11 protein-coding genes and 1 pseudogene are annotated in these 16,181 nt (G+C 71.5%); 7 read left to right on the top strand and 5 right to left on the bottom strand.

The window, feature by feature from the left end:
* Positions 1-63: 63 nt before the first annotated feature.
* Both EDD27_RS22800 and EDD27_RS22805 read right to left on the bottom strand, forming a co-directional pair.
* The gene (locus tag EDD27_RS22800; RefSeq protein ID WP_127934170.1) at positions 64-915 is read right to left on the bottom strand and encodes an ACT domain-containing protein; all 852 of its coding nucleotides are present in this window, start codon (positions 913-915) and stop codon (positions 64-66) included.
* Between the two features lie 88 nt (positions 916-1,003).
* Positions 1,004-6,418 (bottom strand): family 43 glycosylhydrolase, encoded by a 5,415-nt coding sequence (locus EDD27_RS22805; RefSeq protein WP_206641611.1) that lies wholly within the window; start codon positions 6,416-6,418, stop codon positions 1,004-1,006.
* Positions 6,419-6,699: 281 nt separating this feature from the next.
* Between EDD27_RS22805 and EDD27_RS22810 the strand changes: the two genes are divergently transcribed.
* The 5 genes from EDD27_RS22810 to EDD27_RS22830 all read left to right on the top strand — a co-directional run bounded on the left by EDD27_RS22810 (position 6,700) and on the right by EDD27_RS22830 (position 11,632).
* Positions 6,700-7,104, top strand: coding sequence for a hypothetical protein (locus EDD27_RS22810; RefSeq protein ID WP_127934172.1), 405 nt, complete (start codon positions 6,700-6,702; stop codon positions 7,102-7,104).
* A gap of 105 nt (positions 7,105-7,209) precedes the next feature.
* Positions 7,210-8,292: a hypothetical protein gene (locus EDD27_RS22815; RefSeq protein WP_127934173.1), complete on the top strand. Its 1,083-nt coding sequence runs from the start codon at positions 7,210-7,212 to the stop codon at positions 8,290-8,292.
* Between the two features lie 16 nt (positions 8,293-8,308).
* Positions 8,309-9,451 carry a toxic anion resistance protein gene (locus EDD27_RS22820; protein ID WP_241564199.1) on the top strand — a complete coding sequence of 381 codons (1,143 nt, stop codon included), beginning with the start codon at positions 8,309-8,311 and terminating at the stop codon, positions 9,449-9,451.
* Positions 9,448-11,001 (top strand): vWA domain-containing protein, encoded by a 1,554-nt coding sequence (locus EDD27_RS22825; RefSeq protein ID WP_127934174.1) that lies wholly within the window; start codon positions 9,448-9,450, stop codon positions 10,999-11,001. The genes EDD27_RS22820 and EDD27_RS22825 overlap by 4 nt, the downstream gene beginning before the upstream one ends.
* A complete protein-coding gene (locus EDD27_RS22830; RefSeq protein WP_127934175.1) occupies positions 10,988-11,632 on the top strand; it encodes a hypothetical protein in 645 nt (214 codons plus the stop codon). The genes EDD27_RS22825 and EDD27_RS22830 overlap by 14 nt, the downstream gene beginning before the upstream one ends.
* On the opposite strand, the gene EDD27_RS22835 is transcribed toward EDD27_RS22830, so the two are convergent.
* Both EDD27_RS22835 and EDD27_RS57880 read right to left on the bottom strand, forming a co-directional pair.
* Complete coding sequence (locus EDD27_RS22835) at positions 11,629-13,710, bottom strand: alpha-galactosidase (protein WP_241564833.1); 2,082 nt, start codon at positions 13,708-13,710, stop codon at positions 11,629-11,631. The genes EDD27_RS22830 and EDD27_RS22835 overlap by 4 nt on opposite strands.
* A 175-nt stretch (positions 13,711-13,885) precedes the next feature.
* Positions 13,886-14,029: pseudogene (locus EDD27_RS57880) on the bottom strand (pectate lyase family protein); the annotation flags it as partial.
* Here EDD27_RS57880 and EDD27_RS57885 point away from each other — a divergent pair.
* Positions 14,021-14,155, top strand: a complete 135-nt coding sequence (locus tag EDD27_RS57885; RefSeq protein ID WP_277750745.1) for a hypothetical protein — start codon at positions 14,021-14,023, stop codon at positions 14,153-14,155. The pseudogene EDD27_RS57880 and the gene EDD27_RS57885 overlap by 9 nt on opposite strands.
* A 41-nt stretch (positions 14,156-14,196) precedes the next feature.
* A complete protein-coding gene (locus EDD27_RS22845) occupies positions 14,197-15,093 on the top strand; it encodes a siderophore-interacting protein (protein ID WP_127934177.1) in 897 nt (298 codons plus the stop codon).
* Here EDD27_RS22845 and EDD27_RS22850 read toward each other — a convergent pair.
* Positions 15,083-15,850, bottom strand: a complete 768-nt coding sequence (locus EDD27_RS22850) for a hypothetical protein (RefSeq protein WP_127934178.1) — start codon at positions 15,848-15,850, stop codon at positions 15,083-15,085. The genes EDD27_RS22845 and EDD27_RS22850 overlap by 11 nt on opposite strands.
* Positions 15,851-16,181 lie beyond the last annotated feature (331 nt).

Consider the following 16,181-nt stretch of genomic DNA (forward strand, 5'->3'; position numbering starts at 1 on the left):
CGCGCAGGCGGCCGGACGGGGCACAGGCGGGCCGACAGGCGCGAGCGGGCCTGGGTGGCGGGGTCAGGGTGAGGGTGTGTAGCGGGCCTGGCGGGCGGCTGCGGTCAGGGCGGCCGCGCGGGCGGCCTCGGTCGGGGTGAACGGCAGTTCGGGCCGTCTGATCAGCAGGGCCCGGTCCGGGTTGACGGAGATCACCATGGTGGTGTTGAGCTCGGCGCCCTCGTCCACGGTGTCGCCGGGCCGCCGCCACTCGACCTGCGAGACCCGCAGCAGCTCGGCCATCGCCTCCGGCAGCCGGTCGGGGTCGGCGCTGACCCGCTGGGCCAGGACCAGCGCCTGCACGCCGGGGTCGGTCAAATCCTTGACCTGGGCGCGGACGATGACGACGTCGTGCCCGCCGGCCTCGGCCAGCGCCCGGGCGAGCATGTCGAGCGCCAGGTCGCGCGGCGCCTCGATGACGAACTCGTCGAGCGCGTCGCAGCCGGCGGGCGTGATGGCGCTGCTGCCGGTCGGCGCGATGTGCAGCGCCAGGATGTTGCAGCCCAGGCGGCCGAACGCGCCGGCCACCGTCGCGAGGCGTCCTGGGCGCTCCACCACCCGCATCCGGATGCGCCACAACGCCATCGGGGAGCCGGCTCCGTCGTCCACCGGGAGCACGGCGCCCCTGCGCGCGGGGCGCCGGCCGATCCGCTTGTGCACGGCGGCGCCGAGGATCAACGCCACGCCGAGCCCGATCAGCACGACGGGCCCCGGGTCCTCGTGCCCGAGCAACGTCGCGAGCAGGTGCGCCAGGCCCACCGCGAGGAACAGGGCGGCGAGCTCGGCGATCTCCCGCCGCCACGAGCGTCCCTGCTGGGTGCCCTGTCGCATGTCACGTCCGGAACGTAGGTGCATGACCTTAGGTGCATCGCTCATGGCACCCAGTCTCGGTACGGGTTGTTACATGATCACGGCCGGCGCGGTTGCGGCGGCATTAAAGCGCGTTCACCGCATGACCCTGCGCTTACCTGCCGGGGTGAACGACGATCTCACCCCCGCCGATGTCGGTGCCGTGGTTGTCGTAGACGACCTCGCCCCCGGCCTCCTTCCAGATCCTGATCTGGAAGCGGTCGGGCGAGCCGTCGGATGCCGTGACCGTGAAGGCGTACCCGGGCTTGCCGTTGACCTTGCCGACGCCCCGGTAGCGGACCTCGCCGCCGGTCACCACGAGCCAGTCGTAGTGGGTGGCGACGAAGGCGACGCCCCCTGCCGGGAACGCGAACATGGTCTGCCCGGCCGGGCGGGTGGCGTCCTTGTGGTACGCCGACACGAACCCGAACGCGGCCTTGCCCGTCGCCGCCGGATTGCCCGGCTGCGCTCCGGCCGGTGAGTCGATCCAGCCGCCTCCGGTGACGAACCCGGCCTTCGGGTCGTAGACCACGACGGGATCGGCCGTCACCACGACCTTGCCGCCATCACCGTCGCCGACGGTGACCACCGGCTGGTAGATCCCACTCTTGGTGTAGACGTGCCCCTCCGCGCACGGTCCCGTGGTGCCGTCCGTCCAGTCGACCTGGCAGGTCAGCGTGTCATCCGTGCCCGGGTCGGTGTACGTGACCGCCAGCTGCACAGGCTTGCCCGCCGCGACGGGATCCTGCGGTCCCGACACGCGGGTGATGTCGGGGTCGGCGTTGGCGACGGTGACGGTCGCGGTGTCCCGGCTGCGCCCGGCGGCCAGCGTGACCCGGTAGGCGCCCTCGTCCGTGCAGGTCACCGTGGTGCGCGGTGCCCCGGGATCGGCGAAGACGCAGGTGCCTTCCGCCCCGTCGGCGGCCTCGTACCGCCAGGCCGGCGTGCCCGCTCCGGAGAACGCGCCGGTCAGCGCGATGGCGGCGCCTTCGGCGCCGGAGGCGTCGGGCCCGGCGGTCACCACCGCGACGGGATCGACGCTCTCCAGCGTCGGCGTCACGGCCTTGATCAGGCCGTCGTCGCCGAACTCCAGCCGGTCGATCGTGGTCTCCCGGTGGGTGCCGTCGCCGCCCGGGATGGCGAAGCGATGGTAGGCGATGTACCAGTCGTCGGTGCCGGGCACGCGGATCACGGAGTGGTGCCCGGTGCCCTTGATGCCGAGCGCGAGGTTCTTGCGCAGGATGACGCCGCGCTTGGTCCAGGGGCCGAGCGGCGTCTCGCCGGTGGCGTAGGCGACCTGGTAGTCCTCGCTGCGGGTGTCGTTCTCCGACCACATGAAGTAGTAGGTGCCGTCGCGCTTCACGACGAAGGAGCCCTCGTTGTATCCGGCCGGCTTGTACGTCTTCACCTTCGCCGCGTCGAACGAGACCATGTCGGCGTTCAGCGGCACCTGGTAGGAGTTGCCGTTCCCCCAGTACAGGTAGTGCTGCCCGTCGTCGTCCTGGAACACGGCGGGGTCGATCATCTGCCCGCTGTAGGTCCCGGCGGGGACGAGCGGCTTGCCGAGGGCGTCGCGGAAGGGTCCCGTCGGCGAGTCCGCCACCGCCACGCCCAGGTGCTTGGCCGTGTTGCCGGTGGCCATGCCGCCGCTGAAGTAGAAGTAGTACTTCCCGTCCTTCTCCGCGATGGCCGGTGCCCAGGCGCTGTTGTCCGCCCACGACACGTCGGGCCCCAGGTCGAGGATGACGCCGTGGTCGGTCCAGTGCACCAGGTCGGTCGAGGAGAACGCCGTGAACTGGGTTCCGCTCCAGCCGGCGAAGCCGTCCGTGGTCGGATACAGGTAGAAGCGGTCGCCGAACACCACGAGGTTGGGATCGGCGTACAGGCCGGGCAGCACGGGGCTCTTCATGACGAGCGCCGTGATCTTCCATTCCCGCTTCGTGCCGTCCGCGCCGGTGACGGTGTAGGTGACGGGCTCGGTGAAGTCCTGCTCCGCGCCGGAGGCCGGGCTGACGGCGGCGCCGGGCGCGAGGGTGAGCTGCGGCGCCAGCTTGGTGACGTCGCTGCCTTCCTTGAGCGGCAGCGTGATCCGGCCACCGTCGGCCTCCACGATGGCGTCGACCTTGAGCTGCGGCAGGGTCACGCCGGTGATCGCGGCGGGGTCGCCGCCGAGATCGTAGACCTCCGCGGCCGGCAGCGCGCGGCCGTAGACGCGGAAGTCGTCCACCTCGCCGGCGAAGTACGGGTCCTCGGCGTACAGCGACCTGCCGATGTAACCGCCGTAGCTCTTGGCGGCGTCGTACAGGTCGGACGGCTTGACCGTGACGTTCGCCACGCGGGCGATCTCGACGCCGTCGAGGTACATGACCATCGTCTTCGCGGCCGAGTCGAGCGTCACCGCGACGTGCTTCCACGCGCCGCCGGGCAGCGCCGCCGAGTGCCGCATGGACGACTCCGCCTGCCAGCTGCCGGTGGTGATCGCCGAGAACAGCACGCCGGCGCCGTTGCGGGGCCCGGTGAACAGGTACTTGTTGCGGTCCGGGCCGAAGCCGTAGATCCACTGGTTGGCCGTGGTGGAGGCGTTCCACTTGACGTGGAAGGCCACGGTGACGTCGGAGACGTCCTTGAGCACGCCGTTCGGGATGGTGACGTACGGCGCGGTCGTGGACGTGCCGGCGCCGCCCGCCATCTGGAACGACGCGCCGTGGACGCCGTCGCCCCACGCCGGGGTGCGCTCGTATGAGCCGTCGTTGCCGCGGCCGGAGGCGTCACGGGCGACGGTGCCGCCCTTCTCGTCGAAGGTGTAGTGCAGCAGCAGGTCGGCCGGGATCGCGGCGGTGGCCTCGACGGGGATGGTGACGGTCCTGGAGCCGTCCGCGGTGCGTACCGTGATCTCGGTCGTGCCCGCCTTGACCGTGGTGACCAGGCCGGTGGCGCTGACCGTCGCGACGGACGGGTCGGCGCTGGTCCAGGTGAGCTGCCTGGCGGTGGCGTTGGTGGGCTCGACGACGGCCTTGACCTGGCGGCTCACGCCGACACCGAGCCGGAGCTCGGCGGGTGAGACGGTGAGGCTCTCCACCGGCACGCCCTCGGCCGACACGGTGACCGTCGCCTTGGCCCGCACCGACGCGCCGTCGGGCAGCGTGCCCTGCACGGTGAACGTGCCCGCCTGGGCGTAGGCGGAGGCCGGGACCTCGTCCCAGGTGACGGCGACCGAGCCGGTGCTGCCGTCGGCGAACGTGGCGGTCACCTTCTCCGGCAGGATCGGCGCGTCACCGATGCCGGTGACGACCTTGACCTCCTCGGCGCTCTCCACGAGCTGGCCGGGCGCGTAGGCGCGCAGCAGCCGGTCGTACTCGGCCTGCGTGACGCCGATGACGGTGCCGTGGCGGGGCCTGGCCGGCAGCGAGTAGTTCGCCGACGGCGTCCAGGTGCCCGAGGCCAGGTTCGTCGACTCGAACGGGATGTAGCCGCGCCCGCCGAACTCGTCGATGAACAGGTACCACTTCTCCTGGTCGTTGGACTTGAAGATGGTCGGGCCCTCACCCTGGCTCATGGCACCCTTGCCGATGCACTCGGAGAGGAAGTCCCACTTGGTGTTGAGCAAGGAGGTGGACGTCTCGGCCAGGATGAACTTGCTGCACGGGGTGGTCGAGCTGTTGTTCCGCTCGTCCTTGGTGTAGCGGTAGTACGTGCCGCCGTGCTTGATGACCGTCGAGTCGATCACCGAGTAACCCGGGTCCACCCACACCTTGGGCTCGCTGAAGGTGCGGAAGTCGCGGGTCGTGGCGTACATCATGCGGTTGTAGGTGTTGCCCGTGTGGTTCGGGTCGTCCGCGGCGTACAGCTTGGAGGCCCAGAAGACGACGTACGCGCCGAGGGTCTCGTCGTAGTACGCCTCCGGCGCCCAGGTGTTGCCTGCGGTGTCGGGCGAGACCTTCACCAGCCGGCCCTCGCCCCAGTTGACCAGGTCGGTCGACTCCCACACCATGATCGACTTGCTGCCGGTGCGCTGGGCGGCGTCCCAGTTGCCGTTGCCGAAGATCCGCAGGTCGGTGGCGATCTGGTAGAACTTGTCGCCCTCGGGCGAGCGGATGATGAACGGGTCGCGCAGGCCCTTCTCCCCCAGGGTGGAGGTGAGCACGGGCTTGCCGCCGTTGAGCTCTCGCCAGCGCAGCGGGTCGTTGCCGCGGCTGAGGGCGAAGTAGACCTGCTCGCCGTCCGCGGTCCCCTCGCCGGTGAAGTAGCTGAAGAGGTAGCCCTTGTAGTCCTGCTCGGCCGGCAGTTCACGCACCTTGGCGGTGAACTCGCGGGTGGCGGTGGCGGCGTTCCTGGTGACCGTGGCGGTCAGCGTGACCGTGACGTCGCCGGCGCCGTGGGCCGGGCGGGTGACCTCTCCGGTCGGCGTGATGACCGACGGCTTGCCGGAGGCCCAGGAGACCGTGGTGCCGTTCTCGCCGGTGACGGGGAGGGTGAGGTTGCCGCGCACGTCGTCGACGCCGTGCACCTTGAGCGCGGCGGCGGCGTCCTGCGCGATCTTCGTGTCGTCGTGTTCGGGCATGACCGTGATCTCGAACGTCTTGGTGTCGGTGAGCGCGCCCCTGGCCAGGGTGGCCGTGAGCGTGGCCGTGGCGGGCGGCTGCCCGTTCGCGGGCCGGGTGACCTTGCCGGTGGCGGTGACCACCGAGGCGTCACTGGTCGCCCAGGTGACCTTGGAGCCGCCGGGCGCGGCGGCCGGCAGCGTCAGGTCGGCGGTGACGGCGCTGGTGTCGCCGAGGGTGAGGGCCTGCTTGTCGGCCGCGAGCGCGGCGGTGACGGCCGGCTGCGCGAGCGCCTTCACCTCGTCCGCGCTGATCGCCCGGTCGTAGATGCGGAAGTCCCGCAGCTTGCCCTGGAAGAGCCGGTCCGCGGAGTACAGCGACCGGCCGAGGTAGTTGGCCGTGGTCGTGCCGCCGCCGATGGAGCCCGGCGTGATCGTGACATTGGTGTTGCGCCCGATCTCCACGCCGTCCTCGTACAGGACGCCGGTGGTGCCCGTCTGGGTGTAGACCAGGTGCTTCCAGCCGCCACGGGCCAGGTTGTGCGAGGTCGACAGGCGGGTGTTCTGCTCGGTCGACCAGTTTCCGCTGGCGACCGCGACGCGCAGGTGATTGCCGGTCGCGAACAGGTAGCCGTTGCCGCTGGTGCCGCTGGTGTTGCCGAAGCCGTAGATGAAGTACGGCGTGCGCTGCCCGGGGTCGACGAGGACGTCCGTGGAGACGGTGATCGAGTCCAGGCCCTTCATGACGTCGTTCGGCAGCTTCACGTCGGTGTCGCTGCCGTTGAACGTCAGCCCGTCGCCCCAGCCGGCCGTGCCGCGCACCGTGCCGTGGCGGGCGTTGCCGGAGGAGTCCGCCGCCACCGCTCCCGCCTGCTCGTCGAGCTTGTACCACAGCACCGGGCCGTCGGCGGCCGCTGCCTGGGCGGGCGACACCACGAGCGAAACCGTGGCGGCTAACGCGGCCAGGCACGCCAGAGCGCGTCGTCGCATCGGCGACTCCTCAATTGTTAGCGCTAACATCACACTGCGCATGAAACGTGTTGCGAGAGTGTCAACCGTGGGGGTGCCCACCGTCAAGAGGGACGTTGCCGCGGACGGTGAACGATCTTCTCGGTGGAGCGGCCGGGGTAGACCACGATCAGGTGCTCCTCGGTGGCTGACGATCCCCACCTCGACCACGTCCTCCCAGCCCTGGAGCCGCAGCGGCGGGGCGGCGGCGAACGCCTTGACGGTGAGGCACATCGTCTCCCGCTCCCGTCGCAAGGACGGGCGTGCCGCAGCTGCTCGGCGCGGCGACGGCGCTCGTGCTGCCGCTCGCCGTGGTCGTGGCCGAGAAGGAGGCGCGGTTCAGCTACAGCGGCTGGGCGGACCGGTGCGGGGACATGCCCTCCCACATCGGACAGCACCTCGACCAGGTCCCAGAGCACCAACCCTCCGGCGAGGTCGAGGTAAAGCAGCCGCCGCAGCCAGACGACCCGGGGCGGCAGTACCACAGCGGGTCCGGCTCACCGCCGGAGACGGCGGCGGCCACCGTGGCGGCGGCGACGGCGGTCAGGCAGAACGCGACGATGACGGCGGCCACGCGCGCGAAGCGGCACAGGCGGACGGCGGCCCAGACTCGGGCAAGAATGCCGATGATCTTAGCGCAATGTCCTGGATTGTCCGACCGTCCGTGAACGGCGCATGAATTCTGCCGTACGGTCGGCTTCCCACCCGCGCGAATCCCCCGGCCGCCCTTCCATAATCCCAGCTATGGGGGACATTTCACGAAACGGGGTGCGATGAAGCGTTGGATCGGCGTCATTTTGGCGGTGGTTCTGGCCGGGGTGGCGGTGGTCGCGATTCTCCTGGGCGGCCGGGAGGACAAGGGCCCGGAATTGGCCCTGGTACGGGGGGTCATCGGGTCGGAGAAGAAGCCGTTCTTCGACGATCCGCGGGTCAAGGCGGCCTTCGCCGAGCACGGCCTGCGCGTCGAGGTGGACACGGCCGGTTCCCGGCAGATCGTCACCGATGTGGACCTGAGCAGGTACGCCTTCGCCTTCCCTTCCAGCGTTCCGGCCGCGGAGCGGATCAAGCGCGACCGCAAGGCCACGACGACGTTCTCGCCGTTCTACTCGCCCATGGCCGTGGCGACGTTCGAGCCGATCGCGGCGCTGCTGACGAAGGCCGGCGTGCTGCGAGATTCCGGCAAAGGCCATCAAACCCTCGACATTAAGAAATATCTAGAACTAGTGGCCAAAGGCACTCGATGGGACCAAATTCCCGATAATTCGGCCTACCCGGCTCGCAAACGGGTGCTGCTCACCACGACCGACATCCGCACGTCCAACTCCGCCGCCATGTACCTGTCGGTGATCGGTTACGTGGCCAACGGCGATGACGTCATCAGCTCCGACACCCAGATCGCCAAGGTCGCGCCCGTTCTCGCACCGGCCGTGCTCGACCAGGGCTTCGCCGAGTCGACCAGCGAGGCGTCGTTCGACGACTACCTCGCGCTGGGCGCGGGCAAGACGCCGATGCTGGTGGTCTACGAGGCGCAGTATCTGGCGCGCGTCTTCGCCGGCGACGGCGCGATCAAACCGGACATGCGGCTGGTCTACCCGTCGCCGACCGTGCTCAGCAAGCACACCCTGGTCCCGCTCTCGGGGCAGGGCACGCGGGTCGGCGAGCTGCTGACCAAGGACCCGAAGCTGCTGGCCCTGGCGGCCGCGTACGGCTTCCGCACCACCGGCCCCCAGGCATTCGCCGACCTGGTGGCCAAGACGAAGGCGCCGGCCGCGGCCGAACTCGTCGACGTCGTCGAGCCGCCCACGTACGAGCGGCTGGACAAGCTGATCACGACCATCGACGCCGCCCGGCCCTGACCAAGGAGTTCTTCACGTGTCCGATCTGGTGCTCACGCCGCCCGCGCCGGTCGCGCCGGTGCCGGCGGAGACGGCGGCCGGCATGCTGCCGATGGCCGGCGAGCGCGCGGCCGAGCTGACCGCCAAGGCGCGCGCGTTCGCCGGGGAGCTGAGCGGGCTCGACCCGCGTTCGCCCGAGTTCTCCCGCAAGGTGCACGACATCTCCTCGATGGGCGACACCGAGATCAGGTCCGCCTCGCAGGTGGCCAACCGCATGCTGAAGCGGCCGGTGGCGGCGCTGGACGCGGCCAGGGGCGAGGGCGCCGACGCCCAGGCCAAGGTCGCGAAAGACCTCGTGGCGCTGCGCCGTACCGTCGTGGACCTGGATCCGAAGCAGGCCGCGAGCGGGGCGCGCAAGCTGCTGGGCCTGATCCCGTTCGGCGACCGGCTGCGCGACTACTTCGCCAAGTTCCATTCCGCGCAGAGGCACATCGACGACATCATCCGCGCGCTGAAGTCCGGCCAGGACGAGCTGCTGCGCGACAACGCCGCCATCGAGGGCGAGAAGGCGAACCTGTGGGAGGCGATGACGCGGCTGCAGGAGTACGCCGTCATGGCCCAGGCCATGGACGCGGCCCTGGAGGAGCAGATCGCGCAGGCCGACGAGCAGCGGGCCGCGGCGCTGCGCTCGGACGCGTTGTTCGCGGTGCGGCAGAAGCATCAGGACCTGCTCACCCAGCTTGCCGTCTCGGCGCAGGGCTACCTGGCGCTGGACCTGGTACGCAAGAACAACCTGGAGCTCAGCAAGGGCGTGGACCGCGCCACCACGACGACGGTCGCGGCGCTGCGCACGGCGGTGACGGTCGCTCAGGCGCTGGCCGGGCAGAAGCTGGTGCTCGACCAGATCAGCGCGCTGAACGCCACGACCAGCGACCTGATCCTGGCCACCAGCGAGATGTTGCGCACGCAGGCGGGCGCGATCCAGAACCAGGCCGCTTCGGCGAACGTGGACCTGGACACGCTGCGGCAGGCGTTCGACAACGTCTACGCCACGATGGACCTCATCGACTCCTTCCGCGCGAAGGCGGTCGAGAGCATGGCGACCACGGTGGACAGCCTGTCGGCCGAGCTGGACCACGCCAAGACGTACCTGGAGCGGGCCAGGGACGGTGCCGAGTGAGGCGGGCGCTGATCGCGGTGGCGCTGCTGCTGGCGGCCGCCTGCGGCTCGGACGGCGAGGGCGGGGAGCTCGCCGACAGGCCCGATGTGCTGCGGGTGCTGGCCGGCAGCGAGATCAAGGACCTGGAGCCGCTGCTGCGCCGGGCCGAGCAGGAGGCCGGGGTCAAGGTGAGCCTGGCCTACACCGGCACGCTCGACGGGGCCGAGCAGGTCGCGAGCGGCCGGGCCGCCGAACGGGTGGACGCGATCTGGTTCTCCTCCAACCGCTACCTGTCGCTGATCGACGGCGCGCAGGCCAAGCTGTCCACCCAGACCAAGACCATGGTCTCGCCCGTGGTGCTGGGGCTGAAGCCGGCCAAGGCGGCCGAGCTCGGCTGGGACGGCAAGCCGGTGTCGTGGGCGGACATCGCGGCGGCGGCCAAAAGCGGCCGCTTCAGCTTCGGCATGACGAACCCGGCCTCCTCCAACTCGGGCTTCTCCGCCCTGGTGGGGGTGGCGGCGGCGCTGTCGGACGCGGACGGCGCGCTCAGCGCCGAGCAGGTGGCCGGGGTCACGCCGAAGCTGAAGGAGTTCTTCTCGGCGCAGCGGCTGACGGCCGGCTCGTCGGGCTGGCTGGCCGAGGCGTACGCCCGCGACCCGGGCGTGGACGGGATGGTGAACTACGAGTCGGTGCTGCTGGGCCTGCGCGAGAAGGTCACGCTCGTCTACCCCAGCGACGGCGTGGTCAGCGCCGACTACCCGCTCACGCTGCTGGCCTCCGCCCCGGAGGAGAAGAAGGCCCTGTACGGCAAGCTCGCCGCCTGGCTGCGCACGCCCGCCGTGCAGAAGGAGATCAGGACCGGCACGCACCGGCGGCCGATCGTGCCGGGCGTGGCGCAGGATCCCAAGTTCGGCGCCGCGCAGCTCATCGAGTTGCCGTTCCCGAACCGGCGCAGCACGGCCGACGAGCTGATCTCCACCTACCTCAACCAGGTGCGCATCCCGTCGGAGGCGACGTTCGTGCTGGACACGTCCGGGTCGATGCGGGGCGACAGGATCGACGCGCTGCGCACCGCGCTCGTGGCGCTGACCGGCGCGGACACCTCGACGTCCGGCGCCTTCACACGGTTTCTCAACAGGGAGACCGTGACGATGATCCCGTTCGACGACAGCGCGCGCGACCCGGTCGCGTTCACCGTCCCCGAGCGGGACCCCGAGCCGGTGCTGGCGCAGATCAAGGCGTTCGCCGAGGAGCTGGAGGCGGACGGCGGCACCGCGATCTACGACAGCCTCGCTTCGGCCTACGACCGGCCGGTGACGCCCGGCCGCTACAGCTCGATCGTGCTCATGACCGACGGCGAGAACACCGACGGCAGCGACTACGCCGCCTTCGCGTCCCACTACCGGTCGTTGCCGGAGGAGCGGCGGCGCACGCCGACGTTCGTGGTGCTGTTCGGCGAGAGCGACGTGGAGGAGATGCGCCAGGTGGCGCAGCTGACCGGCGGCGCCGTGTTCGACGCCCGTTCGACGTCGCTGAGCAGCGCGTTCAAGGAGATCCGTGGCTATCAGTGACCGGGTGCTGCGGTACCTGGGCTCGAACAGGAACATCGCCGGATCGTGCCTGGCGCTGCTCGGCCTGCTGGCACACTTCCTGGGGCTGGCGGGGGCGTACTGGCCGGTGGTCGTGGTCGCGTTGTACGGGGTGGGCGCGCTGCTCGCCCCGCCCGACCGCGTCAAGCTGACGATCTCGCACGCCGACGTCGAGACGAGGGCGCTGCGGGAGGACCTGTACGCGCTGCTGCGCCGGATCGAGGGCCGCTTCCCGGCCGACGTGGACCGGGCGGTGCTGACGCTGGGCGAGGTCATCGACGACGTGCTCAGCCGGGCCGAGCAGCTGACCGCGTCCCCGGACCAGCTGCACGTGGTGTCGCAGACGATCCGCAGCTACCTGCCCGCGAGCCTGGAGGCCTACGCGAACCTGCCGCGCGGGTACGCGCTGGCCCGCCGGGCCGATCGCGAGCGCAGCGCGCACGAGGAGCTGCTGGCTCAGCTGGCGCTGCTCGACGCCCAGATGCGTAAGGTCGCCGAGGCGATCCATCGGGGCGACGAGCAGGCGCTACGTGATCAGGGCCGCTTCCTGCGCGACAGGTTCGGCGGCTCGGAGCTGGACCTGGGCCGGCCACAGCCCCCCGGCCGTGACTAGATCCTCTCCACCTCGATGACCAGCACCGACGTCGGGCGGAGCGCCGGGGCGGGCAGCCCGAGCTCGCCCAGCGCGGCGCCGGGCAGCCGCACCGGCGCCGCGGCCCACTCCGGCATCGCGGCCCACGGCGGCATCGCCGCGCCCTGGGGGACGGGCCCGGCCACGCGCACCTCGTACAGGGCGGCGGGGTCGAGGCCCGGCAGCCGCAGCGGCGCGGGCGCGGACTCCACGCGGGAGGTCAGCTGGACGTAGCCGAACACGCCGCGCTCGGGCAGCACCACGCCGTGCAGCAGCGACGACGGGTCGGGGTGGTCAGCCCGGACCACCTTCCCGGCGTGCAGCACCGGCCGCAGCCGCTTGTGCAGGGCGATCCACGTGGCCAGTTCGTCGAGGTCGGCCTCGCTCGCCGAGGTCAGGTCCCATTCCACGCCCATGTGCCCGAACAACGCCGTGCCGGCGCGGAAGGCCAGCGGCAGCGCCCGGCCGGTGATGTGGTCGCGCGGCGCGCCGACGTGGGCGCCCATCCGCTCCGGCGGCACGAGCAGCCCCGTCCAGCGCTGGATGGCCTGCCGGTCGAGGGCGTCGTTGCTGTCGGAGGTCCACACCCGGTCGGTGCGGGCGAGGATGCCGTAGTCGACGCGGGCGCCGCCGGACGAGCACGACTCGATCTCCAGCCCGGGGTGGCGGCGGCGCAGCTCGTCCAGCAGCCGGTAGGTCGCCTCCGTCTGGGCGTGCACGCCGGCCACGCCGTCGTGGACGGGCTCGGCGATGTCGCGGTTGTGGTCCCACTTGATGTAGTCGAGCGCGTACTCGCCGACCAGGGTGTCGAGCCGCTCCAGCAGGTAGGCGTACGCCCCCGGCTCCGCCAGGTCGAGCGTCTGCTGGTTGCGTTGCGGCGGCGGCATCCGCTCCGACCGGCCGAGGATCCAGTCGGGGTGGGCGCGGGCCAGGTCGGAGTCCTCGTTGATCATCTCCGGCTCGAACCAGAGCCCGAACTGCATGCCGTGCTTGCGCACGTGGTCGGCCAGCGGGTGCAACCCGTCCGGCCAGACCCCCTCGTCGACGTACCAGTCGCCGAGCCCGGCGCGGTCGTGGCGGCGGTGGCGGAACCAGCCGTCGTCGAGCACGAACCGCTCGATCCCGGCGGCCGCGGCCTTGTCGGCCAGCTCCAGCAGCCGGTCGAGGCCGTGGTCGAAGTAGGTGGCCTCCCAGTTGTTGAGCGTGACCGGCCGGACCGGGAGCGGGCGGGCGGCCCGCAGGTGCTCGTGCAGCCGGGCGCTCGCCTCGTCCAGGCCGCTGCCGGACCAGGTGAAGTACACCAGCGGCGTGCGGTAGCTCTCCCCCTCGGCCAGCGTGATCTCGCCGGGCTCGAGCAGCTCGCCCGCGGCCAGCAGCGCGAGCTGCTCGTGCAGCCGCTCGGCGTAGTGCACGTGGTTGCCGCTCCAGCCGGCGTGCACCGCCCACACCTCACCGCCGCGGAAGCCGAACCCGTCGGTGCCGGCCACGAGCAGCCCGGTGGCGTCGTGCCCGGTGCGGCCTCGCCGGTTCTCCCTGCTCCACACGCCGTGCCCGAACGGCCTGCGCTGCGGCACCTTCTCCAGCGCCCACCGGCCGGTGAAGTCCAGCAGCTCGCCGGCCCGCGCGGGCACCGGCAGCGCGCAGGTCAGCCCCGCCAGCCGGTACGGCGTGGCAGCGGTGTTGGTCACCGTGTGCCGCAGCGTCACCAGGCCGCCCGCGTCCATGGCCAGCTCGCTCACCAGCGCCAGTCCCGCCTGCTCGTCGGAGGCGGCGATGGTCACCGTGCCGCCGGCGCCCGGGGCGGCGTCCACGTCGAGCCGGTCGAGGGTCCACCGGACCGGCCAGTGCTCGCCGGTCCTGGTGCCCGACAGGCCCGGCCTGCCGTACCAGCTGTCGCCCTGGGCGGGCAGCAGCGGCAGCGCGGGTGCCGGGGAGCCAAGCGCGGGAAGGAGGTCGGGCCCGGCGACGGGGCCGAGGTCCGCGCCGAAGTGGCGCACCCGCGGCAGGCCCTGGCCGTCGGTGTCGAGCAGCAGGGCCGTGCCCGCGGCGGAGAGGATCACGGGGGACAAAGTCGGGCTCCTTACTCAGGCGGGGGTGTGACCTGAGTGGAGACGCTACCTGAATCGATGGTTCTCGCCGGTCGCGGGGCGGCCCTTCCGGGACGGGAGCCGGAGGGGCCGGGAGGGGAAAGGCCGTTCGGGAGGTCAGACGGAGATGCGGCCCGCGCCCGCGGCCCTCGGTGCTGTCGCCGTCGTCGTGGCCGGGCAGCATGGTCTTGCTGTGGTAGGAGACCTTGTTCCACGAGATGGTGACGGAGTCGCCGGCCCGCTTGACGTCCACGGCGGCGTCGTAGCCGTTGCCGAAGGAGTTGTGGCCGATCCAGACGCGGCGCCGCTGGCCGGCAGGGCGCTGGTCAGCGCCGAGGCGGAGGTGACCGTGACGCGCCGGTGCGGCCGCCGCGGAGGTGGCCGCCGCGATGCCGGCCATTGGCGATCCCGCCCGTGATCGATTAGGTTAGGCTCACCTAATGTCGATGGAGGTCGGGGATGAGCGAGCCCTTCCACATGTTCCACGTCCGGGTCGAGCGGCTGCAGCGGCTGAGCCCGTCGTTCCTGCGGGTGACGTTCACCGGAGAGGATCTCCATCACTTCGCCGACAACGGGTTCGACCAGCGCATCAAGCTCATCCTGCCGGTTCCCGGGCACGGCCTGGCCTACCTGCCGACCGGGCCCGACTGGTTCATGAAATGGCGGGCGCTCGACGACGACAAGCGCAACCCGATGCGCACGTACACCGCCAGGCAGGTGCGCAGGGAGGTCGGCGAGGTGGATGTCGACGTGGTCATGCACCCCGGCGGCGACGGCCCGGTCGCCCAGTGGGCGGAGCGGGTGCGGCCCGGCGACATCGCCGTCCTCATGGGCCCCAACGCCCGCTATGACGGATGGCACGGCGGCCTGGAGTTCCGCCCGCCGGCCGGAAGCAAGACCGTGCTCATCGCGGGCGACGAGACCGCCGTGCCCGCGATCTGCTCCGTGCTCGAACGCCTGCCCGCCGGGGTCGTGGGCGAGGCCCTCATGGAGGTCCCCTGCGAGGACGACTTCCTGCCGGTCCAGACCGCCTGCTCGGTGAAGGTCGGCTGGCTGGCCAGGAACGGCGCCGAGCGCGGCGGCCTGCTCGTGCCCGCCGTGCGGGCCGCGGCCGAGCGGCTGCTGCCGCCGCTGCTGCCGCAGCCCGAGGTCTTCGACGACGTGGACGTCGACGCCGAGGAACTGTGGGAGGTTCCACAGGAGGAGGCGGCCGACTCGCTGTACGCGTGGCTGGCCGGCGAGGCGGCCGTGATCAAGACCCTGCGCAGGCACCTGGTGGCCGAGCGCGGGATGGATCGGCGCGCGGTGGCGTTCATGGGCTACTGGCGGCACGGCCGCGCCGAGGTCAACGCGTAAGACCGTCCGCCACGACCCGGCGCTCCTCGGGGGTGGGCGTACGCGTCCAGGTCAGACCCGGCCCGCCGGCGGCGAGCACGCCGGACACGACCTCGCGCAGCAGCTCGCCTGCCGCCGCGTCGGGCTGCTTCTCGCGGGCCTCCTGATAGAGGTCGAGCACGCGGGCGAGGTCCAGCATCATCGTGTTGGCCTCTTGGCACGTTCCCACCCCGGCCTGCTCCTCCGCGGGCTCGCCTACGGCCACGGCCACCCACAGCGCTCCCCGGTCCTCGTCGCTCGACCAGGACGCTCCCGGCGGGCACACCATCGCCCGCACGGCGTCGGTGAAGGCCGCCCGATCCATGCCGTCCACCTCTCCGGCGAGCCACTCCGGCCGCAGGTGCAGCACCCCGGGCCGCTCGGCGGCGGTGAACCGTGCCATCAAGGCGGCGACCGTACCGTGCGGATCGTGCATCGCGGCGTCGCCCAGGGCGGTGAAGGCGTCGGCGAGCAGCCGCAGGGAGATCAGCCGGGGCGGGTCGTCTGTCGTGAGCAGGCCCTGCTCGCCCATGAGGCGCACGGTGTTCCCCGCGTCGTGGTAGGCCCGCAGGCCCTCCATGAACGCGGCCTCGGCCTCGGGCGTGAGGCGCCGTTCCCAGTCCCACGTCCGCTCGACCTCGAACAGGCCGCCGGCGTCACCGCTGACCGGGCCACGGCGAAGCCACCAGACCACCATTCCCACGACGATGGCGGCCAGCCCCGCGGCTGCGATCCACACCTTGCGCCACCCCCTCGTACCTGCCGGGCTAGCAGCGTAGTGTGATCTTTCCCCACAAACTCCGAATTTCGGGAAAATGCCCTGTCCGTCCTTCCGGCATCACGCCGGAAGGACGGTTCCTCCACGGGCCCCTCCTGCAGACCGCCCGGTCGGCAAGGCGGCCGGCCCCCCAGACCGGCCGCCGCGACCCCGCCCACCGGCGTCCTGCCCCCAGTACACGCGGGGCACCGCAGGCGGAAAAGGTAAAAAGCCACAGAACTGGCCGCACGCCTGCACATCAGCGCCGAGCCAGTCTCTCTCCTCCTTCTCGGCCTCAAAGGGAGCTATGGGG

This window comes from Nonomuraea polychroma (assembly GCF_004011505.1).
Classification (GTDB): domain Bacteria; phylum Actinomycetota; class Actinomycetes; order Streptosporangiales; family Streptosporangiaceae; genus Nonomuraea; species Nonomuraea polychroma.